Here is a 24791-nt window from a genome sequence, read left to right on the forward strand (position 1 = left end):
GTGAAGAAGCACGTTCACAATCCAAGTGCCGGGATTAACGGAGACCCGAGAGCGATGCTGCACGATTGGGGCGTAGTCGCCGCCGCGTTCGCCTATATCGGCTTGCTGTTCGTCGTCGCCAGCTACGGCGACCGCCTGTCGCCGAGCCAGCGCGGCCGCGCCAGCATGCTGATCTATCCGCTGTCGCTGGCGATCTATTGCACCTCCTGGACCTTCTTCGGCTCGGTCGGCTTCGCCACCCGCACCAGCGTCGATTTTCTTGCGATCTATGTCGGGCCGATCCTGATGATCGGGCTTTGCACGCCGCTCTTGCGGCGGGTGATCCACCTGGCCAAATCGCAGAACATCACCTCGATCGCCGACTTCATCGCGGCGCGCTACGGCAAGAGCCAGGCGGTCGCCGGCACGGTAGCGATGATCGCGATCATAGGCTCCGTGCCCTACATCGCGCTGCAGCTCAAGGCGGTGGCATCCTCGCTGGAGACGATCCTGACCGAGGATAAGCTGTTCTCCTCGATCCCGCTGATCGGCGACATCGCGCTGGTCGTCACGGTGGCGATGGCGGTATTCGCCGTGCTGTTCGGCACCCGCCAGACCGACGCCACCGAGCACCAGCACGGCCTGATGCTGGCGATCGCCACCGAATCCATCGTCAAGCTGGTGGCCTTTATCGCCGCTGGCGCCTTCGTCACCTTCTGGATGTTCACGCCCGTCGAACTGATCGAACGTGCAATGAAGAGCCCCGAAGCGGTGCGCGCCATCAGCTATGTGCCGTCGATCGGCAATTTCCTGACCATGACGCTGTTGTCGTTCTGCGCGATCATGCTGCTGCCGCGGCAGTTTCACGTCAGCGTGGTCGAGAACTCCAGCCTCGAGGAGGTCCACCGCGCCCGCTGGCTGTTTCCGCTCTACCTGATCGCCATCAACCTGTTCGTGATTCCGATCGCGATCGCAGGTCTCGTCACCTTCCCGTTCGGCGCCGTCGACAGCGACATGTATGTGCTGGCGCTACCGATCGAGGCCAATTCCACACTGCTCAGCGTTGTCGTGTTCGTCGGCGGCTTGTCGGCTGCGACCGCGATGGTGATCGTGGAATGCGTCGCGCTCTCGATCATGGTTTCCAACGATATCGTGCTGCCGATGGTGCTGCAGGGAAGCCCCGGCGCGCGCGACGGCAGCAAGGATTTCGGCGACTTCCTGCTCAGGATACGGCGCTTCGCGATCTTCGGCATCATGGTGATGGCGTATTTCTATTATCGCGCGCTCGGCAATACCCAGTTGGCGGCGATCGGCCTGTTGTCGTTTGCGGCGCTCGCGCAATTGGCGCCGGCCTTCTTCGGCGGCCTGTTCTGGCGGCACGGAACCGCGCGCGGAGCGATGGGCGGCATGCTGGTCGGCATCGCGGTGTGGGCGTACACGCTGTTCCTGCCGAGCTTCCTGGAAGGCACGGCCGGTCTTTTGCTGTTGCAGCACGGCCCATTCGGCATCACGGCGCTGCGTCCGCAGGCCCTGCTCGGCACCGATCTGCCGCCCTTGATGCACGGCGTGTTCTGGTCGCTGGCGCTCAACATCCTGACCTACGTGCTGATGTCGATCGCGCGCCAGCCGTCCTCGATCGAACGGTTGCAAGCCGACCTGTTCGTGCCGAATACGCTGGCGCCGATCGCCCCGACCTTCCGGCGCTGGCGCACCACGGTGACGGTGCAGGACATCCAGAGCACGGTGGCACAATATCTCGGCCCCGAGCGCGCTGCCCAGGCCTTCGCGAACTTTGCGGCCAATCATCCCGGCGCTGTCGACCCGGCCGCGCCGGCCGATTTCGAGCTGCTGCAATACGCCGAACGCCTGATCGCCTCCTCGATCGGCGCAGCCTCCTCGCGCCTCGTGATGTCGCTGCTGTTGCGCAAGCGTACCGTCTCCGCCAAGGCCGCGCTGAAGCTGCTCGACGATTCCCACGCCGCGCTGCATTTCAACCGCGAGATCCTGCAGACCGCGCTCAACCACGTGCGCCAGGGCATCGCGGTGTTCGATGCCGATCTGCAACTGATCTGCTCGAACCGCCAGTTCGGCGAAATTCTCGCGCTGCCGCCGCACCTCGTGCAGCTCGGCATTCCCTTGCAGGAAATTCTCGAATTCATGGACGCGGTCAACCCGTCCGGTGCCGGCGATTCCGATGCGCTGTTGGCGCGGCGGCTGGAGGCCTACACCACCGAAGGCGAACCTTATCTGGAGCGCCTGCCCGACCGCCACATGGTGATCGAGGTTCGCTCCAACCGGATGCCGGGTGGCGGCCTCGTCATCACCTTCTCCGACGTAACCCCGAGCTTCGAGGCCGCCGAAGCGCTGGAACGCGCCAATGCGACGCTTGAAAAGCGCGTGCGCGACCGCACCGAGGAACTCACCCGCCTGAATTCCGAACTGGCGCAGGCCAAGAGCACCGCCGAGGACGCCAACATCTCGAAGACGCGTTTCCTGGCGGCGGCCAGCCACGACATCCTGCAACCGCTCAATGCGGCGCGGCTCTATGTGACGAGCCTCGTCGAACGGCAGAACGGCGGCGAGGATTCGCGTCTGGTCGAGAACATCGACGACTCGCTGGAGGCGATCGAGGAGATCCTCGGCGCGCTCCTCGACATCTCGCGGCTCGATGCGGGGGCAATGACCACCTCGATCTCCAGCTTCAAGATGGCCGATCTGATGCGGTCGCTTGAGATCGAGTTTGCACCGATCGCCCGTGCCAAGGGGCTGGAGCTGACCTTCGTGCCCTGCTCGCTGCCGGTGCAATCCGACCGCTCGCTGCTGCGCCGGCTGCTGCAGAATTTCATCTCCAACGCGATCAAATACACCCCGCGCGGGCGCGTGCTGGTCGGCTGCCGCCGTCACGGACAGTCGCTGCAGATCGCCGTCTACGACACCGGCGTCGGCATTCCCGTGGCGAAGCGCGGCGAGATCTTCAAGGAGTTTCATCGGCTCGAACAGGGCGCGCGGATCGCGCGCGGCCTCGGTCTTGGACTATCGATCGTCGAGCGGCTGGCGCGGGTGCTCAACCACGGCATCGCGATCGACGCCAATGCCAGCGGCGGCTCGGTGTTCTCGGTAACCGTGCCGGTCGCCAAGGCGATCAATCACACCGCCGCCGTCACCAGCGCGACGCCGCTGTCGAAGACGCCGATGAGCGGCGCCCTGATCGTCTGCATCGAAAACGACCCGGCGATCCTCGACGGAATGAAAACGCTGCTCACGGCCTGGGACGCCGAGGTGATCGCGGTGGCCGACCCCGAGGCCGCGATCGCGGCAATCGAATCTTCCGGCCAAAGCGTGACCGGCCTTCTTGTCGACTATCATCTCGACCGCGGGAACGGCGTTGCCGCGATCCGCGAGATCCGCCGCCGCTTCGGCGAAAACATTCCCGCCATCCTGATCACGGCCGACCGCAGCCCGAACGTCCGCGCCGCCGCGCGCGAGGAAAACATCGCGATCCTCAACAAGCCGGTCAAGCCGGCCTCGCTCCGCGCCCTGCTCGGCCAGTGGCGCGCGCAGCAGATGATCGCGGCGGAGTGATCCTGCCGTCATTCCGGGATGGTCCGAAGGACCAGCCCCGGAATGACGGCAGCGAGAGATTCGATCTCATCCCGAGGGCATTCCATGGCGTCACCGAGGGCTGCCGCTCGTTGACCCCTACCAGTCCATCTTCTGCGCGACCAGCCTGACCAGTTCCGGATCATCAAAACTCGCGGCGGTAGCGACCGCGCCGGCGGCGATCAGGTCGTCATGACCGAGGCTCGTCCGCATGCCGATCGTCGCGATGCCAGCGGCGGAGGCGGCTTGCACGCCGGAGCAGGAATCCTCAAACGCAAGAGAGCGGCCGGGCGCGGCGCCAACGGCGCGCAGGCCATCCAGATAGGGCAGCGGGTGCGGCTTGCCATGCGCAAGCTCGTCGCCGATGATCACAGCCTTGAACCGTTGCATGATGCCAAGCCCGGAAAGCATCATCTCGGCGTTGAGGCGCGGCGCGTTGGTGACCGCCACCAAGGGGACATCGGCGCGATCCGCTATCTCAAGCAGTTTCATCAGACCGGCTACCGGCTTGATCTGCCCCGACGCGAGCGCGCGGAACGCCTCTTCCTTTTCCGTCATGATGGCCGCCTGGCGCTCCGGCGGGTGGCCCGGCAAAAACCGTTCGCTAATCGAAATATTGGAAAAGCCCATCAACTCTTTCGAGGCGCGGGCGCGATCGAAGACATGGCCGTGAGGCGCGAACACCCGATTGAACGCTTCAAGATGCACGCGTCGGTATCTGCCAGCGTGCCGTCGATGTCGAACAGCAGCGCCCTTCCGGAGCCGGACATTCCCCGATTACCCCGTCGGCGTGCCCTGGCGCCACTGGCCGCCGGAGATTTTTGCGGCAGCGATCACCGCCTGCGTCCGGCTTTCGACGCCGAGCTTTTGCAGGATCGCCGAGACATGCGCCTTGATGGTCGCTTCGGAGACGCCGAGCTCATAGGCGATCTGCTTGTTGAGCAGGCCCTCCGACAGCATCATCAGCACGCGCACCTGCTGCGGGGTCAGCGTGACCAGGCGGTCACGCAGCCGGGCCATGTCGGGATCGTCGGCCGAAGCGAGATCGGTGTCCGGCGGAATCCAGACATCGCCCTCCATCACCTTCATGATGGCGTCGCGCAATGTCTCGACGCCGAAGCGCTTGGGGATGAAGCCCGAGGCACCGAAATCCAGCGACCTCCGGATCGTGCCGGCATCGTCGCTGGCGGACACGATCACCACCGGAATCGCCGGATATTGCGCGCGCAGATAGATCAGGCCGGAGAAGCCCGAGATCCCGGGCATGGTGAGATCGAGCAGGATCAGGTCGACGTCGGAATCCCGCTCCAACAGCGCAGTGAGGTCGTCGAACGATCCGGCCTCGCTGACGACGGCCGACGCCACGACACTCGCGACCGCCTGCCGCAACGCGTCGCGGAAGAGCGGATGGTCATCGGCAATGACGAGGTGGGTATTGGCAGCAGTCATCTGATCCGGAACACCGACGCAACGTCGGGCAAACATGCAACTCGCTGCTGTTCGACAGCAAATTTGATTGTCCCCCGTCGGCGGGCGACTTGCAAGGCAACCTTTCCCGCATAGCGCAAAAGCAGTTAATCGGCGCCGATTCCCTGCGAATGGTGCAATGCAAAATGAACAACCCGGGAAGTCGGACCGCCCAAAACGGGAACTCGGAGAAAACGCTTCGCGCTCCGAAGACGTCCTGCGTTAATTCCTGAATAGGAGGTCGCGAGAAAGATGTGCAGGGCTTGGCGGCCCTGCACACAGGCGACCTTGTTATGATGCGGTTCTGGGCTCAATCGGTTGCCAGATGCTGATTTTACGGGTCTCCGGCATCAGGAAGACGGCGAGCACGAAGCACACCGCGGGCACCACGATGGGATAGATCAGCGCGTAGCCGATGCTGCCGGTGGCCGCGAAGGCTGCCGAAGTGACGAACGGCACCAATCCACCACCCCAACCGTTGCCGATGTGATACGGCACCGACACCGACGTGTATCGAATCCTGCCGGGGAAGAATTCCGCCAGAAACGCCCCGACCGGCCCATACACCATCCCGACATAGCAAACGAGGATGAAGATGATGAAGATCGCGATCGGATAGTTGATGTTGCCGGGCTGCGTGACCGTTCCCAGCCACAAATACAGCGGATAGTAAGTGATCGCGGCGAGCAACATGCCGCCCAGGATCACCGGTTTGCGGCCGATGACGTCGGACAGCCAGCCAAAAAAGATCAAGCTCGGCGTTGCAATAAGCAGCGCAGCACCCACGATGTAAGCCGAGGTCAGCGGGTCCACCTTGGAAACTTGCTGCAGGAAATACAACGCCCAGAACTGACCGCTATACCAAACCACGCCTTGCCCGATCAGCACGATGGTGGCGATTCCAACATATTTGATGTTGGCGCTGATGAAGGCCTCCTTCCAGGGATTCCTGGTCATCTGGCCCTTGGCCTTGATCTCCTGGAAGATCGGCGTCTCCTGCAACTGGAGCCGAATGTAGATTGCAATGGCCACCAGCAGGAAGGACACCAGGAACGGGACACGCCAGGCCCATTGGTCGAAGACCTGGTTGCCGAAGTAGCTGCGCGTCGCGATGATCACGGCCAGCGACACCACGATCCCGAGTGTCGGCGAGGTCTGCAGCCAGCCGGTGTAATAACCGCGGCTTTCATCTGGCACATGCTCCGCAACATAGGTGATAGCGCCGCCATACTCGCCGCCAAGGCACAGGCCCTGGACCATCCGCAAGCCGAAGAGAATGAATGCGGCGGTCAGCCCGATCGACTCGTAGGTCGGGATCAACCCGATCGCTCCGGTGCCCAGTCCCATTCCGGTGAGCGTAATAAGGAACGTATACTTGCGGCCCACCCGGTCGCCCATCCATCCGAAAAGGAACGCTCCCAATGGACGGATCAGAAATCCTGCAGTGAACAGTGCAATCGTGCTCAGCAGAGCTGCAACCGGATGGGATTGTTCAAAGAACTTGACCGACAGAACTGCGGCCAAGCTGCCGAAGATATAGAAATCATACCATTCGATGATATTTCCCACCGATGCGGCGATGATCACGCGACGGAAATCGCTCGGAATTTGAATTGCCATCTACGGCTCCTATGATTTCAGGGCATCACCTCGCATTTTCTCAGAGCTTTAATTTCTCGGGGCCCGAGGGCTTTGGGCGACGTTTACGTACAGCGCCTGACCTCGAGGTATTTTGAACCACCCGAGAAGAGCTTCAAACGGCCTTCGGCGCCGCGAGCCACCGCTGCCTTCCTTCCCATCTGTTGGGAGCGAAAGCGCGGAAACCAGTCTAATCCTAATGAGACGGCCATCTTATAAGACTTTTGGCTCAATCGAACTGAACCAGGCACGAAATCCGCAGCTTGGTTGGCCGGATAATGCAGAGTCGACGTGCCATTGCACGATGCGGTCGACATACCCGCGGACGTAGCAACATCTCGCCAAGCTACCGGTACTTCCGCATTTCCAACTTCATTCCGGCAACGTTGATATACACAATGCTTCACCAGGTGTTGCTCGGCTTGATGGCAGATTCAGACTCACCGAATTACGTCTGGCGGTTTTTCTGCAAGGGCACCGATCCCGTGATCGCCGTATTTTGGTCGTGCCCCTTCGAGACTTATTTGCAGTTCGCACTGCTGGACCGCGGTGATCTCGATCGCGCTGTGGACCATCGCGCTTTCTTGTCCGTTATTGGACTTTAGTTTGAGACCGCGCCAACCGGCGGGTTTTGGGTTTCTGCTTGCTGTTTTTGGGCCGGCTACCAAAGCATTGAGAACAGGCCTGGATGCAAGACATCCCGTGTTCCGGAAATCGACGCTGTCTGTTGATTGCGCAGGAAGAATTCAGACAACGGGCAGCAGCAAGGGGCCCATCCTGAATCGGGCGCAGCTGCTCGATGCCAGCCGAAAGTACTAAAGTACTATTGGGCCAAACTCCCCGAACATGTAGGAAACCTAAAAAATAATTGAGCGTCGATCCGACGCAACGCACATCCTTGTGGGTCAAAAAGGAAGGGGAGCGATCCAAAATGTCTACTATGACTGCCACATCCGGCAAGGCTGCCGGGATGACGAAGGACGAACGTTTCGTCATTCTCGCCTCCTCGCTCGGCACCGTCTTCGAATGGTACGACTTTTACCTGTTCGGTTCGCTTGCCAGCATCATCGGCGCGCAGTTCTTCGGCGTCATCGATTCCGCAACAAATCAGCCGATGTTCAACCAGGCCACGCGGGACATCTTCGCGCTGCTGGCGTTCGCCGCGGGCTTTATCGTTCGTCCGTTCGGCGCCATCGTGTTCGGCCGCGTCGGCGACATCGTCGGCCGCAAATACACCTTCCTCGTCACTATTCTGATCATGGGCCTGTCGACCTTCATCGTCGGCGTGTTGCCAAACGCGGCCACCATCGGCATTGCGGCCCCAATCATCCTGATCGGTTTGCGCCTGCTGCAGGGCCTCGCGCTCGGCGGCGAATACGGCGGCGCGGCGACCTACGTCGCCGAGCACGCGCCGATGGGCAAGCGCGGTTATTACACCTCGTTCATTCAGACCACGGCCACGCTCGGGCTATTCCTGTCGCTGCTGGTGATCCTGTTCACCCGCACGGCGCTTGGCGAGGCAGATTTCGCCAAGTGGGGCTGGCGCATTCCGTTCCTCGTCTCCGTAGTGCTGCTCGGCATCTCGGTCTGGATCCGGTTGCGGTTGAATGAGTCGCCGGTGTTCCAGAAGATGAAGGAAGAGGGCAAGGGCTCGAAGGCGCCGCTGACCGAGGCCTTCGCCAACTGGAGCAATGCCAAGCTCGTCATCCTCGCGCTGATCGGCGGCGTGATGGGTCAGGGCGTGGTCTGGTACACCGGCCAGTTCTACGCGCTGTTCTTCATGCAATCGATTCTCAAGGTCGACGGCTACACCGCCAACCTTCTGATCGCCTGGTCGCTGCTGCTCGGCACCGGATTCTTCATCGTGTTCGGGGCGCTATCCGACAAGATCGGCCGCAAGCCGATCATCCTGGCGGGCTGCCTGATTGCGGCGCTGACCTTCTTCCCGATTTTCCGGATGATCACCACCAACGCCAACCCGGCGCTGGAAAAGGCGATCGAAACGGTAAAGGTTGAGGTGGTGGCCGACGCCAAGGGCTGCGGCGACCTGTTCAATCCGGTCGGCACCCGCGTCTTCTCCGCGCCATGCGATACCGCTCGCGCCTTCCTGGCACAGCAGTCGGTCAAATACACGACCAGCTATGGCGCTGCAGGCTCCGGCGTGAAGGTCGTTGTCAATGGAAAGGACGTGGCTTACGCCGACGCCAAGACGTCTAATCCGGCTGTCCTGGCAGCGGTGCAGGCCGCAGGCTATCCCAAGCCTGGCGACGCCCAGATCGTGAAGATGGCTCACCCGTTCGATATCTTCAAACCGAACGTCGCGGCCATCATCGGGCTGCTGTTCATCCTGGTGCTCTTCGTAACCATGGTGTACGGGCCGATTGCGGCGATGCTGGTCGAGCTGTTCCCGACCAAGATCCGCTACACCTCGATGTCGCTGCCCTATCACATCGGCAACGGCTGGTTCGGCGGGTTGCTGCCGGCGACCGCATTCGCGATCGTGGCTTCGACCGGCGATATCTACGCTGGCCTCTGGTATCCGATCATCTTCGCGTCGATCACCGCGGTCGTCGGCTTCTTCTTCCTGCCGGAAACCAAGGACGTCGATATCACGAAGTAATCGATTGCGTTCGGCGGCAAGCCGGACGTCATCACGAACCGGCCGCGGAGCGATCCGCGGCCGGTTTGCTTTTGCGGATGCTCTAATTGACGCTGCCCACGAACTGCAGCACGATCTCGCGGCGGTGCGACCGCGCGCGATGCTCGACCAGATAGATCGCCTGCCACGTGCCGAGCGCGAGCGCGCCCTGAAGCACCGGAACGTGCAGCGACGTCGCCGTCAGCATGGTCTTGACATGCGCCGGCATGTCGTCCGGCCCCTCGGTATCGTGACGCCAGCCGGCATTCTCGGGCGCGAGCCGGTTCAGCGCCGTCGTCAGATCGACGAGCACGGTCGGGTCGGCATTTTCCTGAATCGTCAGCGACGCCGAGGTGTGACGGATGAACAGCGTCACCGCGCCCTCACGCGCCCGCGCCTCGCGCACGAACTGCGCGACTTCGGCGGTGAGATCGGTGAATCCCATGCCGGATGTCTGCACCGTCAGCAGCGAAGACACGACGGCATCGGCGGCAACGACAGAGGGAGTGGTGCGGGAAAACGATTTGGATGCGGGCATCGAAATTAATCTCGTAGGTGGGCAAAGGCGCGCTTCGCGCCGTGCCCACCAGTTCTTGCAACGATAAAGGTGGTGGGCACGCTTCACCTTGCCCACCCTACAAGGTCAATGCCTATCAAATCTTGCCGTTGATGTCGCGCTGCACGCGGTTGGCCATCTCGATCAGGCGCCGCCACGCCCGCTCCAGGAACGACATCATGCGATCCATGTCGCGATCGCTCGGCAGCGGGATTTCGATCTTGCGCTCGCCCTCGGCAATCTTCGGTTCGCTCGGCTTCAGCGAATCCGCTTTCGGCAGCGGCTCTTCGATCTTGCCGGATACGGTGGGTTCGCGCGAAGCGAGGTCGGCCTTGAGCCGTTCATTCTCGGCTTGCATCCGCATGATATCGGCTTGCAGCCGGCCGATTTCCGCGTCCATCACCGCGCGCTCATCGGGCACGGCATAGCAGGCCCAGCCCGCGCCCGAATTATTGCAGGTCGAGACCGCGCCGGTACGGGTGTCGAGGCGGAGCACGCCATCGGCCGTCGTCGACAGCGTGTAGCGGCCGTTTTCGGCATCCGGCATTCCCGCGAAGGCGGCTTCCGCGCCGGCGAGGCACGCGACCAGCACGGCTGACTTCAAAAATTTCGAGGACGATCTCGCTGTGCGCATCGGCTTGCTCCCGCCTCAGGACGGTACTGGTTTCCTCGACCGCCGGGGCGCTTTCAAGGCGGCCCTACCCTAGAGCTATAGGGCGCGCGGCCGGACTTCAACGCATCCTCCAGCAATTCGAGGCGATCCTGTCCCCAGAACACTTCGCCATCCAGCACATAGACCGGCGAGCCGAACACGTCGGCCGCCAGCGCATCCTGCCGGTTCTGCTCATAGGCCGCCGTGATGTCTTCCGAGCGCGAGCGCTCCACCAGCTGCTTGCCGGGCAGCCCGGATTCGTCGGCAAGTTTCGCAATCGTTGCGGGGTCGGCGAGATTGAGCTGATCTTCCCAGACGCCGGCGAAGGCCCGCCGCAGATACCGGTCGGGATCGAGGCCGCTCTCCAGCGCCGCGATCACGACGCCATCGGCCAGGCGCGCGTTGAACGGCCAGTTCGCCGGCTGCAGATGAAAATTCAGACCGCGCCTGTCGCGCCAGCGCTGCAGTTCGACCATCCGATAGCGCTGGCGGACCGGGTGGCGCTTCATCAAGGGCAGGCCGCCGGTCTCCGAGAACAGATCGACCAGCACCACCGGCTTGTGATTTACCTTGAGATCGTAGGTAGTTACCAGATCGCGAAAGGCTTGGTGGCCGATATAGGCCCACGGCGATTGGATCGAGAAATAGTAATCGACCTGACGCGGCATGCGCCCTCCCGGGACGATTCTCGCTTCATTCGGAGCATCCCAACAGACCGCCCAGACAGGCGCAAGATCGATCGTCTCGGGATTAGCTGCTGCACTGCAGTGACAGTCCACAGCATCGCCGGCGGCGCCAGAATAATCCCAATCAAATCAATGCACTAACTGGTTAGGGCCCAATCTTGACTTGATTAGGCGCGGTAAGTATGGTCCGCGCGGCTTTCAAGGGTGACGGACGTAATTTCCATCAACCGTTGGCATCGTTTAATGTCTTGGGCATGGCCGAAGACAAAAACAGCAACGCAGGTGGAAATCGCGCTCAGCCGTCCTCCGACGAAGCTGCGCTTTCCGCAAGGCTCGGAAGTCTGGATCAACGGTTGTCCGAAATTCGCGACAGCCGGAAACCCAGGACTGATCAACCCGGAACTGAAAGCGGAGATACGGCAGCCAGAGCATCTGCGATGGCGCTGGGTTTCCGGCTTTCCTCGGAGTTGGTCGCGGGCGTTGTCGTCGGAGCGGCGTTGGGTTGGGGGTTCGACCGTTTGTTGTCGACATCGCCGTTCGGTTTCATCGTGTTTCTGCTGCTCGGCTTCGTCGCCGGTGTGGTCAACGTGGTGAGATCTGCAGGCGTAGCTTCCCGCAGACGCTGAGCATCGACGGAAAGTAACGACATGTGAAATTCGATTGCCGGCCAGGCCGGTGGATAAAGAGCCGCGCGGATGAAAATCGACCCGATCCACCAGTTCAATATCGAACCCCTCTTCACGATCGGCCATATCGGCAATCATACGATCGCCTTCACCAACTCGACGCTGTACATGTTCCTCTCGGTAGCGGTGATTTCGCTGCTGATGATCGGCGGCATGGCGGGCCGGCAGCTGGTTCCGGGAAGGCTGCAGTCGATCGCGGAAATCTCCTACGAGTTCGTCGCCTCGACGATCCGCTCTACCGCCGGCGCAGAAGGGATGAAGTTCTTCCCGCTGATCTTCTCGCTGTTCATGTTCATCTGCATCTCGAACCTGATCGGCATCATCCCGTATACGTTCACGGTTTCCAGCCATATCATCGTCACCGCGGCACTCGCGTTCCTGGTTTTCTTCACCGTCCTGATCTACGGCCTCTACAAGAACGGCTTCAAGTTCTTCAAGATTTTCGTGCCTTCCGGCGTGCCGATCTACATCCTGCCGCTGGTCATGTTCATCGAAATCCTGTCGTTCTTCCTGCGGCCGGTCTCCCACAGCGTTCGTCTGTTCGCCAACATGCTGGCCGGTCACATCGCGCTGAAGGTGTTCGCGGGCTTCATCGCCATGCTGGGCGTTTCGCTCGGCGCGATCGGCTGGGTCGGCGGCGTGCTGCCGCTGGCGCTCACCGTCGCGCTGACTGCGCTCGAACTGCTGGTGGCTTTCCTGCAGGCGTATGTGTTCGCGATCCTGACCTGCATCTACCTCAACGACGCTATTCATCCGGGACACTAAGCGGTCCGGGGAATTCCACCCACACCTCTATCTTACCCCTCAAGGAGCTATAGAAATGGAACCGGCAGCAGCTAAACTTATCGGCGCAGGCATCGCAGCAATTGGCATGGGCGGCGCGGGCGTCGGCGTGGGCATCATCTTCGGCAACTACCTTGCCGCTGCCGTGCGCAATCCTTCCGCAGCCCAGGGCCAGTTCGGCAACCTGATCTTCGGCTTCGCCGTGACTGAAGCGCTCGGCATTTTCTCGCTGCTGATCGCGCTGCTCTTGCTGTTCGTTCCGCTCTGAGCTGCACCCACTCGCGCCGCCCCCGGGCGGCGCGCCTGACAGCAACAGGAGACCCCCGTGGCTGAAAAAAGTCATGGTACCCCGGCCAAGGGCACCGGCGCCCACACCGAAGCCGACGGCGGACACGGCGGAGGCTTTCCTCCGTTCGAGTCGAACACGTTTGCTTCGCAGCTGGTGTCGCTCTTCATTGCGTTCGTCGCGCTCTATGTGATCGTGTCCCGCTTTGCACTGCCGCGCGTCGAAAGCGTGATCGACGCACGCCAGAACGCAATCGAGAGCGACCTGGCGGCGGCGCAGAAGCTGAAAGACGAGTCGGACGCAGCGCTCAAGGCGTATGAGACCGAACTCGCTTCCGCCCGCGCCCGCGCTCAGGCCATCGGCAACGAGACCCGCGAGAAGCTGAACGCGGCCGCGGAAGCCGAGCGCAAGGCGCTGGAAGATCAGCTCGCCGCCAAGCTCACCGCAGCCGAGAAGCAGATCGCGGCGACGCGGGAAACCGCGATGAGCAATGTCCGCGGCATCGCCGCGGACGCGGCCGGCGCGATCGTGCAGCGGCTCACCGGCGTGCTGCCCGACGGCAAGACGGTGAGCAAAGCCGTCGATGCTTCGTTGAAGGGATAGACCGATGTTCACCGAACCGGAAACCTGGGTCGCAATCGCCTTCGTCATCCTGATGGTATTGTTTGCCTATCTCGGCATTCACAAGACGGTGCTGACGGCGCTCGATCATCGCAGCGAACGTATCAAGGCCGAGCTTGACGACGCCCGCCGTCTCAAGGATGAGGCGGCCAAGCTGCTCGGCGAGTACCAGACCCGCCGCGCCAGCGCCGAGCGAGAGGCCGAGGAAATCATCGCCAACGCCAAGGCCGAAGCCGAGCGCATCGCGACCGACGCCAAGGCCAAGATGGAAGACTTCGTAGTTCGCCGCACCAAGACCGCCGAGAGCAAGATCGCGCTCGCCGAAGCCCAGGCACTGGCCGACGTCCGCGCGGCGGCCGCTAACGCCGCGGTCGAAGCCGCCTCGACCATCCTATCGCAATCGGTCAAGGGCTCGGTTGCCGACGACCTGCTTGCCAAGGGTATCGCCGAGGTTCGCGCCAAGCTGAACTGATCGGCTTACACCAACCAAAAAGCCGGCGCGATTATCTCGCGCCGGCTTTTCTATTGCTTCTTCCGTTTCGGCGCCGGGCGTTCCGGCTTCAGGGCCTGCGGGTCGAAGCCGATATAGAAGATGTAGCTGTCGCCCGCAGCGCCGGGAGGCACCGGATAGCTGATATCTTCGGCGACCAGCGTAAAGGGCTCGCTGCCGGTTTCGGTCATATTGACGGTGGTCTGGTAGGCCTTGGTGGCGATGGTCTTTTCGGATACGCCGCCCTGCACCACGGCAACCCGGATCGGAACCTGGACCGAGGCAGGCGCGCCGGCGGGGCCGGCGATGACGCGGCCCTGAATGCCGATCCGCACAGTGATCACGCCGCCGTTGAGACTGCATTCCCGGGCCATCTTGCTGATCGTCGCCTGAAAGCGCAGGTCATTGCCGACCGGCTGCTTGCCCGGCGCCCCGACCGCATAAGTGGAGGCGCCCGACCTGACGGTGACCGGCGGACAGGTCAGATCGCCGGTGTCCTGGGGAGCCGCCGGCGCATTGGCGGCCGGCTCCTCCTCCGACTTGCCGCCGCCAAACAAGCTCTTGAAACGATCGGTCAGCGATTGCGCCGACGCCGGCGCCACGATCAGGCAGGCCAGACCGCCCGCAACGGCCGCCGCGGCCATCACCTTGGCCAAACGATTGTCACCCATGCGAGTCCCTGAAATCCCCATTCCCGCGTCATTGTTTCCCGGCGGCGTTATAGCAGCCCAATGGCGGCGAACCCAAGGCACCCAAAAGGCTTAGAAATCAACGGTTCAGCCGCGGAAATCCTCGTGCAGCAGGCCGAACAGCAGGTGGTCCTGCCAGATGCCGTTGATGCAGAGATAGCGCCGCGCCAGCCCCTCGCGCGTGAAGCCGCACTTCTCCAGCACCCGGATCGACGGCGTGTTGGAGGGAATGCAGGCGGCCTCGATGCGGTGCAGGTTGAGCTCGCCGAACAGCGTCGGCAGCAGCACTCGCAGCGCCGCCGTCATGTAGCCGCGATGCGCGTGGGGCTCGCCGACCCAATAGCCGATGGTGCCGGCCTGCGCGATGCCGCGGCGAACATTGGCGAGCGTGATGCCGCCGATCATGGCGCCGTCCGATTCGCGGAAGATGATGAACGGATAGGAGCGGTCGGCGGCAATATCCTCGGCGTAGCGGCGAAGCCGACGGCGGAAACCGGCGCGTGTCAGATCATCCGACGGCCAGATCGGCTCCCACGGCGTGAGATAGGCCCGGCTCTGTTCGCGCAGTTGCGCCCATTGGACGAAATCGGACATCTGGGGAGCGCGCAGCAACAGGCCGTGGCCGCGCGGTGCGAGCGCGGCCGGTCCGCTGGATGGCAAACGAAACAGGGCCATGCCTTCTCTCCCCCGCTCTAACTAGCCCTCCCTCGCCCCGCTCTTGCGGGGAGAGGGTCGGGGTGAGGGGCTGTCTCCACGAGCCGTATCCGCGGAGAGAGCCCCTCACCCGGCGCTTCGCCGTAGCCGAGCCTGTCGCCTCGGCGTTTGCCAGTACGGCCGCCGGAAGGCGGCCTATGCTCTCCCCGCAAGCGGGGCGAGGTTAACGCTAGTGTAGCAGCGTTCTTGCCTTCGACGTCGTCAATCCTTCCGCAAAAGACACCGCGGTGTCCAGACCCCTGCCGCTGCCAAGCGCGACGACCGCCGGCCGGCTGCGCGACAATAACGCATGCGCCGCGTTGCGCGTCGATTCGATGGAGACCGCATCGATCCGGGCGACCAGTTCCTCCACGGTCAGCGGCCGGCCATAGGCCAGCACGTGCCGCGCCAGCTGTTCGGCCCGCGACGAGCAGCTTTCCAGCGCCATCAACAGTCCCGCCTTCATCTGCGCCTTGGCGCGGGCAATCTCGGCTTCGGTGAGGGTTTCGACGGCGTCGTTGATGACGTCGACGATCACTTCCATCATCTCCGGCGCGTCGCCGGGATCGGTGCCGGTGTAGAGGCCGAAAAAGCCGGTGTCGGTATAGGGCGCGTGGAAGGTGTAAATCGAGTAGCACAGGCCGCGCTTTTCCCGCACTTCCTGGAACAGCCGCGACGACATGCCGCCGCCGAGCGTGTTGGTGAAGACCTGCAGCGAGAACAGCGACAGGTCGGTCTGCGGCACGCCTTCGAGCGCCAGCGTCAAATGCGCCTGTTCGAGATCGCGGTGCACGACGCGTGAGCCGCCCTTGCCGAACATGGCCGGCTGCGGCTTCGGCGCGGGCGTGGCGTCGAAGCTTGAAAATTTCTGCGCCGCCTCCTCCACCACGCGCTTGTGGTCGACCGCGCCGGCGGCGGCCACCACCATGTCGGGCCCGCGGTAATGCGTTGCGAGATAGCCGCGCAGCATGTCGCGATCGAAATTTTTCAGCGTCTTGGCGGTGCCGAGCAGCGAACGGCCCATCGGCTGATCCGGAAAGCAGAGTTCGTTGAGATGCTCGAACACGACGTCGTCGGGCGTATCCTGCGCCGCGCCGATTTCCTGCACGATGACGCTCTTCTCGCGCTCCAGTTCGTCCGGCACGAAGGACGGATTGGTGAGGATGTCGGCAAGCACGTCGAGTGCCAGCGGCACGTCGGCCTTCATCACCCGCGCATAATAGGCCGTCGTCTCGGTCGAGGTTCCCGCATTGAGATCGCCGCCGACCGCCTCGATTTCCTCGACGATCTCGCGCGAGGAGCGCCTGGTGGTGCCCTTGAAGGCCATGTGTTCGAGAAGATGCGAGATGCCGTGCTCGTTCGGCTTTTCGTCGCGGCCGCCGACGCCGGCCCAGACGCCCAGCGCCGCCGTTTCCAGATGCGGCATGGTGTCGGTGACGACGGTCAGGCCGGACGGCAGCTTGGTCACGTCGACGCTCATCCGGCAACTCCCTGCTTGGCGGCGCGACTGACCGAGCGCACGAATCGCTCCACTTCGGCCGAATCGTTTTTCATCACCGTGATGTGTTCGGATTTGGTCATCAGGCCGTCGAGCCAGGCCGGCAGTTGCGGCCGCACGCCGCATGCGGCTTCCACCGCATCGGGAAACTTGGCCGGATGCGCGGTCGACAGCACGATGTTGGGGATCTTCGAATCGGAGGTGTCACGATCGGCCACCGCCAACGCCACCGCGGTGTGGGGATCGACGAGATCGCCAGCCTCGCGCCAGGCGGCGCGGATCGCCGCCGATGTCTCGGTCTCGTCGGCGCGGCCGGCGTCGAACTCCTCGCGGACCGCGGCCAGCATGGCATCCGGCAGCACGAAACGCCCGGACTGCTTCAGCGAGGCCATCAGCCGGCGGACCGTGTCGGCATCGCGGCGGCTCGCCTCGAACAACAGCCGCTCGAAATTCGAGGAGACCTGGATGTCCATCGAGGGCGAAGCGGAGGCGTGCACCTCGCGCACTTCATAGATGCCGGTCTTGAGCGTGCGCGGCAGGATGTCGTTGATGTTGGAGGCGATGCGCAGCCAGCGCACCGGCAGCCCCATCTTCTTGGCGACATAGCCGGCGAAGATATCGCCGAAATTTCCGGTCGGCACGGTGAAATCCACGGTGCGCGCGGGCGCGCCGAGCGCCACCGCAGACGTGAAGTAATACACCACCTGCGCGACGATCCGCGCCCAGTTGATCGAATTGACGCCCGATAGCGCGACCGCGTCGCGAAAGCCGTGATGGTTGAACATCGCCTTCACGATCGCCTGGCAATCGTCGAAGGTGCCTTCGATCGCGAGCGCGTGCACATTGGATGCGCCGGTCGTCGTCATCATCCGCCGCTGCACGTCGGAGATGCGCCCGTTCGGGAACAGCACAACCAGATCGACATTGTCGAGACCCGCAAATGCGTCGACAGCGGCGCCGCCGGTGTCGCCCGAGGTGGCGACCACGATAGTGGTGCGCCGGTTGCGCTTGGCCAGCACGTGATCCATCAGCCGCGAGATCAACTGCATCGCGACATCCTTGAACGCCAGCGTCGGGCCGTGGAACAGCTCCAGCAGGAATTGATTGGGCCCGGTCTGATCGAGCGGCACCACGGCCGGATGACGGAACGTCGCGTAGGCTTCGTTCGCCATGCGGCCGAGATCGGCGTCGGAGATCTCGCCCGCGGCAAACGGCTTGATCACGTCGACCGCGACCTCCCAATAGGGCCGGCCGAAAAACGAGGCGATGGTCTCGCGCGAGAGCTGCGGCCAGACCTCGGGCACGTACAGCCCGCCGTCGCGGGCGAGCCCGGTCAGCATCACATCGCAAAAACCCAGGAGCGGGGCCTCCCCCCGCGTAGAAATATAGCGCGTCAAACCACCCTCCAAAGGCGCCAGCCCTATGCCAAGCCTTTGATCTTGATCATGAATTAGATTTCGCCAAGCGCGAAGCGAGGGCCACCATAAAGCGTTTTTCAGCCAAGGGGAAATGGGATTGGGGCGAAAAGAGCGGGCGCAGGTTGAGGCCAGCGGCCTCATGGTTCGAGACGCGCGGCGGGGCCGACCCGTTGGCTTGCATTGACGTAAAGTGCCGAACCACACAAGCCGTCATCCCGCCACCGGGTCGCGCGAACGCGCGCCCGATGACTCGCAATAACGGGGATATGGCGCGCCACATACACCACGTCATCCCCTCGGATGTGCCGTGCGCGCACCGGGCTCGAACGTGATGACTGGTCAGGCCTCGAAGTTCAATGCGGCCGCGCTCAAGCCTCAACCGACGTCCGGCATTTGCTCAAGGAGCTTGTCGAGCGTGATCGGATACTCGCGCACGCGCACGCCGGTCGCGTTGTAGATCGCGTTGGCGACCGCCGCCGCCACGCCGCAGATACCGAGCTCGGCGACGCCCTTGGCCTTCATCGGCGATGATACGGGATCGGTCTCGTCGAGGAAGATCATGTCCTGATGCGGAATATCGGCGTGTACCGGCACCTCGTAGGCGGCGAGGTCGTGGTTGACGAAGAAGCCCGCGCGCTTGTCGACCACGAGCTCCTCCATCAGTGCCGCGCCGACGCCCATGGTCATCGCCCCGATGATCTGGCTGCGCGCCGTCTTAGGATTGAGAATGCGGCCGGCGGCGCAGACCGCGAGCATGCGGCGGACGCGGATCTCCGCGGTCGCGCTATCGACGCCGACTTCGACGAAGTGCGCACCGAAGGTCGATTGCTGGTATTTCTTGTCGAGATCGCCGTATTCGATGCCGTCTTCGGCCGTGAGGCCACCATCGGCCGCGGCCTGCGCCAGCGGCACGCGGCGATTGCCGGCGCGCACCTCGCCATCGGCGAACTCGGCCTCCGCGGAATTGAAGCCTAATTTCTGCGCGATCGCTTCGCGGAGCTTGACACAGGCGGCATAGACGCCGGCGGTCGAATTGTTGCCGCCAAACTGCCCGCCGGAGCCTGATGAAACCGGGAAGCTCGAGTCGCCGAGGCGGACCACCACCTTCTCCAGCGGCACGCCCATCATCTCGGCGGCGGTCTGCGCGATGATGGTGTAGCTGCCGGTGCCGATGTCGGTCATGTCGGTCTCGACCGTTACAATGCCGGCCCTGTCGAGCCGCACGCGTGCGGCCGACTTGACCAGCAAATTGCTACGGAATGCGGCGGCGGCGCCGATGCCGATCATCCAGCGTCCATCACGGACCCGGCCCGGCCGTGGATCGCGCTTGCTCCAGCCGAAGCGCTCGGCGCCGGTGCGAAAACATTCGGTGAGCTGACGCTGCGAGAATGGCCGCGCCGGCCTTTCCGGATCGTTCTGGGTATCGTTGAGGATTCGAAACTCGATCGGATCGATCCCGAGCTTCTCCGCCATTTCGTCGATCGCAATCTCCAGCGCCATCATGCCCGAAGCTTCGCCCGGCGCGCGCATGGCGTTGCCTTCGGCCAGGTCCAGCGCCGCGAGGCGGGTGGCGGTCATGCGGTTGGCCCCGGCATAAAGCAGCCGCGTCTGGCTGACCGCGCCCTCGGGCCTGCCGCCGGGCAGATTGCCCGACCATTCCTCGTGGCCGATCGCCGTGATCTTGCCGTCCCTGTTGGCCCCGATGCGGATGCGCTGGATCGTTGCCGGACGGTGTGTCGTATTGTTGAACATCAGCGGGCGCTGCAGCGCCACCTTCACCGGCCTCCCGACGGCGCGGGCTCCTAGCGCCGCAAGCAATGCATCTGAACGCACGAATAGCTTGCCGCCGAAACCGCCGCCGACGAAAGGCGAGACCAGGCGAACATTCTCCTTGGCAATACCCAGCGTCTTCGCGATGTCGGTTACGCCCCAGGCGATCATCTGGTTCGAGGTCCAAAGCGTGAGCTTGTCACCGTCCCAGGCGGCGATTGAGGCATGCGGCTCCATCATCGCATGCGCCTGATCGGGCGTTGTGTAGGTTGCGTCGAGCTGAACCGGCGCCGCGGCGAATGCGCTGGAAAAATCGCCGAGCGCGGTATCGGCCGGACCGCCGAACAGCGGCCGGGGTTCGCCGGTACCCTTCACCGCCGCGAGGTCAAAGGCGCCCTCCGCTTTGGTGTAGTCGACGCGGAGCAGCTCCGCGGCGGCGCGCGCCTGCTCAAAGGTATCGGCGACTACCAGGGCGATCGCCTGATGATAATGTTCAATCTCGGGGCCGCCGAGCAGTTTTGCCGTGTTGCGCTCGCCCTTGCCGAGCTGGCCGGCATTGTCGGCCGTGACGATCGCCCGCACGCCGGGCGCCGCCTTGGCCGCGGCGAGGTCGATCCGGGCGATCCGTCCCTTCGCGATCGCTGAACCGACAACATAGCCATAGGCCGGGTTCGAAACGACGTCATGGCGCTCATAGGCGTAGGGCGCTTTGCCGGTCGTCTTGAGCGGGCCATCGATCCGGCCAAAGGGCTTGCCGACGATCTTGAGCGCATCGATCGGATTGGTCGTGGCGGGGGTTTCGAATTTCATGGGTCAACCCTTCGCTTCGGTCAGTACCGCGCCGAGCGTGCGCTCGACCAGCGGCAACTTGAATGCGTTCTCGCGCGTCGGCTTGGCGCCGGACAGCAGTTCCGCCGTGACCGCCTTGGCGCCACGCGGCAACTGCGCATCGGCCGATTCGAGGCGCCATGGCTTGTGGGCAACACCGCCGAGCGCCACGTGGCCGGTGCCGTCGCGCTGCACGATCGCAGCAACCGAGACCAGCGCGAACGCATAAGAGGCACGATCACGCACCTTGCGATAGATCTGCACGCCGCCGGTGGGTTTTGGCAGCGTTACCGCCGTGATCAATTCACCCGGCGAAAGTGCCGTCTCGACATGGGGCGTGTTGCCCGGCAGGCGGTGGAATTCGGCGATCGGGATCGTCCGGGTCGCGCCGTTGGGCCGCACGGTTTCCACCGCGGCATCAAGCGCGCGCATCGCCACCGCCATGTCGCTTGGATGGGTGGCGATGCAGGCGTCGCTTGCTCCGACGATGGCATGCTGGCGGCTGAAACCGCCGATCGCCGCACAGCCGCTGCCGGGCTTCCGCTTGTTGCAGGGCTGGTTGGTGTCATAGAAATACGGGCAGCGCGTCCGCTGCAGGAGATTGCCTGCCGTCGTCGCCTTGTTGCGCAACTGGCCCGAGGCACCGGCGAGCAGCGCGCGCGACAGCACGGCATAGTCGCGCCGGACGCGCGCGTCGGCGGCCAGATCGGTATTGCGCACCAGCGCGCCGATCCGCAATCCGCCCTCCTGCGTCGGCTCGATCTTGTCGAGCGCGAGGCCGTTGACGTCGATCAGATGCGCAGGCGTTTCGATCTCGAGCTTCATCAAGTCGAGCAGATTGGTGCCGCCCGCGATGAATTTGGCATCGGGATGGCGTGCAGCGGCGGCCGCGGCCGCGGCCGGCGATTGGGCACGTTCGTAAGTGAAGGACTTCATGCGGGCCTCCCGGCGACTTCTGATATCGCCTCGGCAATGTTCGAATAGGCGCCGCAGCGGCAGATGTTGCCGCTCATGCGCTCGCGGAGCTCGGCACTGGTCAGTTGCACCGGCGTGTTCAGGTCGGCGCTGACATGGCTCGGAATGCCGGCCTTGATTTCGTCCAGCACCGCCACCGCCGAGCAGATCTGGCCGGGCGTGCAATAGCCGCATTGATAGCCGTCATGCTTGACGAACGCGGCCTGCATCGGATGCATTTTCTCGGGCGTGCCCAGCCCCTCGATCGTCGTGATGCTGTCGCCTTCGTGCATCACGGCAAGCGTCAGACACGAGTTGATCCGCCGCCCGCCGATAATGACGGTGCAGGCGCCGCACTGGCCGTGATCGCAGCCCTTCTTGGTGCCGGTGAGATGCAGGTGCTCGCGCAACGCGTCGAGCAGCGTGGTCCGCGTGTCGAGCGTGAGATCGCGCGCCGCGCCGTTCACGGTGAAGGAGACCTTCAATGTCGCGGAGCCTGCCGCGGCGTTTTGCTCCGCAATGGTGGGCGCCTGGGCATTGACGATGGATGGCGCCGCCGTCAGTGCCACCGATGCGGCAGTTCCTGCCAATAGTTTACGCCGCGACAATTCGAAATCGCTGGGACTTGTCATATCGTGTTCCCGTTTGTGCTGTCGGGGATCGCGTTCGATGGGAGATCCGGTTTCACCATCGGCCCGCCTGAAACATCCGGTCGCGCACCTGTAACTGCGCCACCTTTCGGCTGTTCCTCCAGCAGCATTCACGTCTGAAAGAGCGTGAGGACCCGGTGCGAACGTGACGTGAGGACCCGGTCCGAACGTGACAAGACGCGAAATTAGATGGTGGATTGGCTTGCATATATGAATTGGCTTCATGAATGGAGCGGCAAAACATCAGCGATCTCATCGCGTTGCTCTGGTGGCGCGCCAAAGGAGCTTCACCCGGGGCGACGGCGCAGCTGGGCGTGTCGCGGTCTGGACAAACCAAGAGGGCCGCAGGGGCGAACCTGCGGCCCTCTCTCCTGGAAGGGTCTGTCTAGTTGCTTGTGCAGACCTTCATGGTTTTCATGCTGGTTTCGGCCTCGGTCTTGGTCTTGAACGTGCCGTTTTCGACGATGGTGGTGGTCGTGCTGGTCGGCTTGGTATCGACCACCGTGCATTTCTTGGTGGTGGCGTCGCGAACCACGTAGAATTCAGCGGCCACTGCCGTCTGGGCCGCCGATACTGCAAAGGCCAGCGTCCCGATCAACAGAAATTTCCTCAAGGTGTCCTCCTCCGAGATTTCCGTGATGCAACCGGCAACGCACGAGAAAATCGGATTGTTCCATTTTTTCCCGACTTGGACGACGCGATTTCGGGAGCTGCGGCAACGAATTAGTCCTCTGCGGTCCGTTCCAGGGTCTTGAGATATTTGAGCCCCTCTACCGCCAATAGCTCCGAGTCGGTTTCGCCCGCCTGGCAGCGCTGCCGGATAAAGCGCTGGAGGCTTGCCCGCCGCGCGTCGTTCTCGTCGATGCCGCTGTGGATCAACAGGTAAACGCTCCAGGCCCGCGCAAAGGCGGCCTCCGCAATATCCGGGCTGTTCATCCAGCTCTCCCTTCAGGTCATAGAGGGAGCCCATTTTGCCAGTTTTTCCTGCAAACAACCATGCAGCTTTTGGCGATCGCACCCCCCGGCAGTTCGACGCCGCGCACTGTACGGGGCTTGGCGAGCGGGCAGCGGAATGCATCGGGACAATTTGCCCCCGCAGCATCCGGAGTGTCTCTTGCCTGGCTTGCCCTGGAACCAAATCGGTAATCGGGAACTTGTGTCAGGTATCGCGATCAAGCGATTGGAAGGAGCCTGCATGAGACGTATCGTTCTGATTGGCGCGGCATTGATTGCCTCGCTGGCAATGAGCTTGTCCGCTTCCGCCAGGTTGGGCATCGCGCCCTTGGCCGCGCAGGACGGCGCGGTGGTCCAGGTCAGGCACGGGCATGGCCATCATGGCCGTGGGCATCGGGGACGCGGTCATCACTACGGATGGTACAGGGGCCGCGGTCATCATAAATGGCGCCACCATCGCCGCCATCACCATTGGTAAGGCTTCGCTGGATTCGCTTATCGTCATTCCATTGCCCGGACGCAGGCGAATTGCAGCGGCGCGAACAGGCCGCGCTCACGTGGCGCGGCCGGTTCAGCTTCATCGGACGAGAGGCAATAGCTAGCCCAGCCCCATCTCCACCGCGATCCGGATCAGGTCCGAATGATTCTTGGCGCCGAGCTTCTGCTTGAGGAGCGAGGTGGTGTTGGCCACGGTCTTGTAGGAGATTTCCAGCGCGTCGGCGACTTCGACGATCTTGTCGCCGCGGCCGAGCAATCGCAGGATTTCCAGTTCGCGCGCCGTCATCTGCGAAGCCGGATTGGCCTTGATTGAAGCGCCTGAGAAGGTCACCGCCTCGGCCAGTTGCGGCGAGATGAAATTGTCTCCCGCGGCCACCTTGCGGACTGCCCTCACCAGCATCCGCGGATCGTCGCCCTTCGAGACGTAGCCCTGCGCGCCCATCTCGATGGCGCGGACCACGAAAGCCGGATCGTCATTCATGCTGAACATGATGATCCTGGCGTGCGGATCTTCCTTGCGGATGCGCCGCATCAGCTCGAAACCGGAAACGTCGGGAAGCTTGATATCGATGACCGTTACGTCAGGCTTCCTGGCCATGTAGGCGCGGTGACCGGACTTGGCGTCGCTGGCCTCCTCGATCTTCACAGAATTGTCCGACGCAAACAGCGAGCGGCACCCCGACAGGACCACCGGGTGGTCATCCACGATCAGGACCTTTGTTGCCGATCTGGCGGAATTCTGCATCATTCATCCCCT

22 protein-coding genes and 1 pseudogene are annotated in these 24791 nt (G+C 63.2%); 7 read left to right on the plus strand and 16 right to left on the minus strand.

The window, feature by feature from the left end; all coding sequences use genetic code 11:
* Nucleotides 1-54: 54 nt before the first annotated feature.
* Entirely contained in the window at nt 55-3561 is a 3507-nt protein-coding gene (locus tag HCN50_RS22085; RefSeq protein ID WP_171711771.1) for a PAS domain-containing hybrid sensor histidine kinase/response regulator, read from the plus strand.
* A gap of 117 nt (nt 3562-3678) precedes the next feature.
* Here HCN50_RS22085 and HCN50_RS22090 read toward each other — a convergent pair.
* From HCN50_RS22090 to HCN50_RS22100, 3 genes and pseudogenes are all read right to left on the minus strand, one after another.
* A pseudogene (locus HCN50_RS22090) lies at nt 3679-4349 on the minus strand (HAD family hydrolase).
* A gap of 7 nt (nt 4350-4356) precedes the next feature.
* Complete coding sequence (locus HCN50_RS22095) at nt 4357-5028, minus strand: response regulator transcription factor (protein WP_171712052.1); 672 nt, start codon at nt 5026-5028, stop codon at nt 4357-4359.
* Between the two features lie 309 nt (nt 5029-5337).
* Nucleotides 5338-6666: an MFS transporter gene (locus HCN50_RS22100; RefSeq protein WP_171711772.1), complete on the minus strand. Its 1329-nt coding sequence runs from the start codon at nt 6664-6666 to the stop codon at nt 5338-5340.
* Between the two features lie 988 nt (nt 6667-7654).
* Here HCN50_RS22100 and HCN50_RS22105 point away from each other — a divergent pair.
* Nucleotides 7655-9304: an MFS transporter gene (locus HCN50_RS22105; RefSeq protein ID WP_171712054.1), complete on the plus strand. Its 1650-nt coding sequence runs from the start codon at nt 7655-7657 to the stop codon at nt 9302-9304.
* An 82-nt stretch (nt 9305-9386) separates the two neighbouring features.
* On the opposite strand, the gene HCN50_RS22110 is transcribed toward HCN50_RS22105, so the two are convergent.
* From HCN50_RS22110 to HCN50_RS22120, 3 genes are all read right to left on the minus strand, one after another.
* The gene (locus HCN50_RS22110; RefSeq protein WP_171711773.1) at nt 9387-9860 is read right to left on the minus strand and encodes a secondary thiamine-phosphate synthase enzyme YjbQ; all 474 of its coding nucleotides are present in this window, start codon (nt 9858-9860) and stop codon (nt 9387-9389) included.
* 115 nt (nt 9861-9975) lie between these two features.
* Complete coding sequence (locus tag HCN50_RS22115; RefSeq protein WP_171711774.1) at nt 9976-10512, minus strand: hypothetical protein; 537 nt, start codon at nt 10510-10512, stop codon at nt 9976-9978.
* Nucleotides 10513-10565: 53 nt separating this feature from the next.
* Nucleotides 10566-11198, minus strand: a complete 633-nt coding sequence (locus HCN50_RS22120; RefSeq protein WP_171711775.1) for a 2-hydroxychromene-2-carboxylate isomerase — start codon at nt 11196-11198, stop codon at nt 10566-10568.
* A 272-nt stretch (nt 11199-11470) separates the two neighbouring features.
* Between HCN50_RS22120 and HCN50_RS22125 the strand changes: the two genes are divergently transcribed.
* The 5 genes from HCN50_RS22125 to HCN50_RS22145 all read left to right on the plus strand — a co-directional run bounded on the left by HCN50_RS22125 (nt 11471) and on the right by HCN50_RS22145 (nt 14064).
* Nucleotides 11471-11842, plus strand: coding sequence for an AtpZ/AtpI family protein (locus HCN50_RS22125; RefSeq protein ID WP_171712056.1), 372 nt, complete (start codon nt 11471-11473; stop codon nt 11840-11842).
* A gap of 69 nt (nt 11843-11911) precedes the next feature.
* Nucleotides 11912-12667, plus strand: a complete 756-nt coding sequence (locus HCN50_RS22130) for a F0F1 ATP synthase subunit A (RefSeq protein ID WP_171711776.1) — start codon at nt 11912-11914, stop codon at nt 12665-12667.
* 55 nt (nt 12668-12722) lie between these two features.
* A complete protein-coding gene (locus HCN50_RS22135) occupies nt 12723-12953 on the plus strand; it encodes a F0F1 ATP synthase subunit C (protein ID WP_028348038.1) in 231 nt (76 codons plus the stop codon).
* Nucleotides 12954-13010: 57 nt separating this feature from the next.
* Nucleotides 13011-13574, plus strand: coding sequence for a F0F1 ATP synthase subunit B family protein (locus HCN50_RS22140; protein ID WP_171711777.1), 564 nt, complete (start codon nt 13011-13013; stop codon nt 13572-13574).
* A 4-nt stretch (nt 13575-13578) separates the two neighbouring features.
* A complete protein-coding gene (locus tag HCN50_RS22145) occupies nt 13579-14064 on the plus strand; it encodes a F0F1 ATP synthase subunit B family protein (protein ID WP_171711778.1) in 486 nt (161 codons plus the stop codon).
* A gap of 50 nt (nt 14065-14114) precedes the next feature.
* Here HCN50_RS22145 and HCN50_RS22150 read toward each other — a convergent pair whose 3' ends face one another.
* From HCN50_RS22150 to HCN50_RS22195, 10 genes are all read right to left on the minus strand, one after another.
* Complete coding sequence (locus tag HCN50_RS22150) at nt 14115-14726, minus strand: hypothetical protein (protein WP_171712058.1); 612 nt, start codon at nt 14724-14726, stop codon at nt 14115-14117.
* Between the two features lie 132 nt (nt 14727-14858).
* Nucleotides 14859-15446: a GNAT family N-acetyltransferase gene (locus HCN50_RS22155; protein ID WP_171711779.1), complete on the minus strand. Its 588-nt coding sequence runs from the start codon at nt 15444-15446 to the stop codon at nt 14859-14861.
* A 208-nt stretch (nt 15447-15654) separates the two neighbouring features.
* Nucleotides 15655-16944 (minus strand): M16 family metallopeptidase, encoded by a 1290-nt coding sequence (locus tag HCN50_RS22160; RefSeq protein ID WP_171711780.1) that lies wholly within the window; start codon nt 16942-16944, stop codon nt 15655-15657.
* Entirely contained in the window at nt 16941-18359 is a 1419-nt protein-coding gene (gene thrC, locus HCN50_RS22165) for a threonine synthase (RefSeq protein WP_171711781.1), read from the minus strand. Before thrC ends, HCN50_RS22160 begins: the two co-directional genes overlap by 4 nt.
* A gap of 396 nt (nt 18360-18755) precedes the next feature.
* A complete protein-coding gene (gene paoC, locus HCN50_RS22170) occupies nt 18756-20960 on the minus strand; it encodes an aldehyde oxidoreductase molybdenum-binding subunit PaoC (RefSeq protein ID WP_171711782.1) in 2205 nt (734 codons plus the stop codon).
* A 3-nt stretch (nt 20961-20963) separates the two neighbouring features.
* The gene (locus HCN50_RS22175; RefSeq protein WP_171711783.1) at nt 20964-21914 is read right to left on the minus strand and encodes an FAD binding domain-containing protein; all 951 of its coding nucleotides are present in this window, start codon (nt 21912-21914) and stop codon (nt 20964-20966) included.
* Nucleotides 21911-22564: an aldehyde dehydrogenase iron-sulfur subunit PaoA gene (gene paoA, locus HCN50_RS22180; protein WP_171711784.1), complete on the minus strand. Its 654-nt coding sequence runs from the start codon at nt 22562-22564 to the stop codon at nt 21911-21913. Before paoA ends, HCN50_RS22175 begins: the two co-directional genes overlap by 4 nt.
* A 403-nt stretch (nt 22565-22967) precedes the next feature.
* The gene (locus tag HCN50_RS22185; protein ID WP_171711785.1) at nt 22968-23195 is read right to left on the minus strand and encodes a hypothetical protein; all 228 of its coding nucleotides are present in this window, start codon (nt 23193-23195) and stop codon (nt 22968-22970) included.
* A 110-nt stretch (nt 23196-23305) separates the two neighbouring features.
* Nucleotides 23306-23518: a hypothetical protein gene (locus tag HCN50_RS22190; protein ID WP_171711786.1), complete on the minus strand. Its 213-nt coding sequence runs from the start codon at nt 23516-23518 to the stop codon at nt 23306-23308.
* A 616-nt stretch (nt 23519-24134) separates the two neighbouring features.
* Nucleotides 24135-24779, minus strand: a complete 645-nt coding sequence (locus tag HCN50_RS22195) for a response regulator transcription factor (protein WP_171711787.1) — start codon at nt 24777-24779, stop codon at nt 24135-24137.
* Between the last annotated feature and the right edge of the window lie 12 nt (nt 24780-24791).

The organism is Bradyrhizobium archetypum (assembly GCF_013114835.1).
Taxonomy (GTDB): Bacteria; Pseudomonadota; Alphaproteobacteria; order Rhizobiales; family Xanthobacteraceae; genus Bradyrhizobium; species Bradyrhizobium archetypum.

Coding starts and splice junctions, on each gene's coding strand:
- HCN50_RS22195 (WP_171711787.1), bottom strand. CDS start 24,779: ATGCAGAATTCCGCCAGATCGGCAACAAAGGTCCTGATCGTGGATGAC.
- paoC (WP_171711782.1), bottom strand. CDS start 20,960: ATGAAATTCGAAACCCCCGCCACGACCAATCCGATCGATGCGCTCAAG.
- HCN50_RS22110 (WP_171711773.1), bottom strand. CDS start 9,860: ATGCCCGCATCCAAATCGTTTTCCCGCACCACTCCCTCTGTCGTTGCC.
- HCN50_RS22120 (WP_171711775.1), bottom strand. CDS start 11,198: ATGCCGCGTCAGGTCGATTACTATTTCTCGATCCAATCGCCGTGGGCC.
- HCN50_RS22125 (WP_171712056.1), top strand. CDS start 11,471: ATGGCCGAAGACAAAAACAGCAACGCAGGTGGAAATCGCGCTCAGCCG.
- HCN50_RS22150 (WP_171712058.1), bottom strand. CDS start 14,726: ATGGCCGCGGCGGCCGTTGCGGGCGGTCTGGCCTGCCTGATCGTGGCG.
- paoA (WP_171711784.1), bottom strand. CDS start 22,564: ATGACAAGTCCCAGCGATTTCGAATTGTCGCGGCGTAAACTATTGGCA.
- HCN50_RS22115 (WP_171711774.1), bottom strand. CDS start 10,512: ATGCGCACAGCGAGATCGTCCTCGAAATTTTTGAAGTCAGCCGTGCTG.
- HCN50_RS22105 (WP_171712054.1), top strand. CDS start 7,655: ATGACGAAGGACGAACGTTTCGTCATTCTCGCCTCCTCGCTCGGCACC.
- HCN50_RS22085 (WP_171711771.1), top strand. CDS start 55: ATGCTGCACGATTGGGGCGTAGTCGCCGCCGCGTTCGCCTATATCGGC.
- HCN50_RS22130 (WP_171711776.1), top strand. CDS start 11,912: ATGAAAATCGACCCGATCCACCAGTTCAATATCGAACCCCTCTTCACG.
- HCN50_RS22155 (WP_171711779.1), bottom strand. CDS start 15,446: ATGGCCCTGTTTCGTTTGCCATCCAGCGGACCGGCCGCGCTCGCACCG.
- HCN50_RS22190 (WP_171711786.1), bottom strand. CDS start 23,518: ATGAACAGCCCGGATATTGCGGAGGCCGCCTTTGCGCGGGCCTGGAGC.
- HCN50_RS22175 (WP_171711783.1), bottom strand. CDS start 21,914: ATGAAGTCCTTCACTTACGAACGTGCCCAATCGCCGGCCGCGGCCGCG.
- HCN50_RS22135 (WP_028348038.1), top strand. CDS start 12,723: ATGGAACCGGCAGCAGCTAAACTTATCGGCGCAGGCATCGCAGCAATT.
- HCN50_RS22160 (WP_171711780.1), bottom strand. CDS start 16,944: ATGAGCGTCGACGTGACCAAGCTGCCGTCCGGCCTGACCGTCGTCACC.
- HCN50_RS22100 (WP_171711772.1), bottom strand. CDS start 6,666: ATGGCAATTCAAATTCCGAGCGATTTCCGTCGCGTGATCATCGCCGCA.
- HCN50_RS22095 (WP_171712052.1), bottom strand. CDS start 5,028: ATGACTGCTGCCAATACCCACCTCGTCATTGCCGATGACCATCCGCTC.
- HCN50_RS22145 (WP_171711778.1), top strand. CDS start 13,579: ATGTTCACCGAACCGGAAACCTGGGTCGCAATCGCCTTCGTCATCCTG.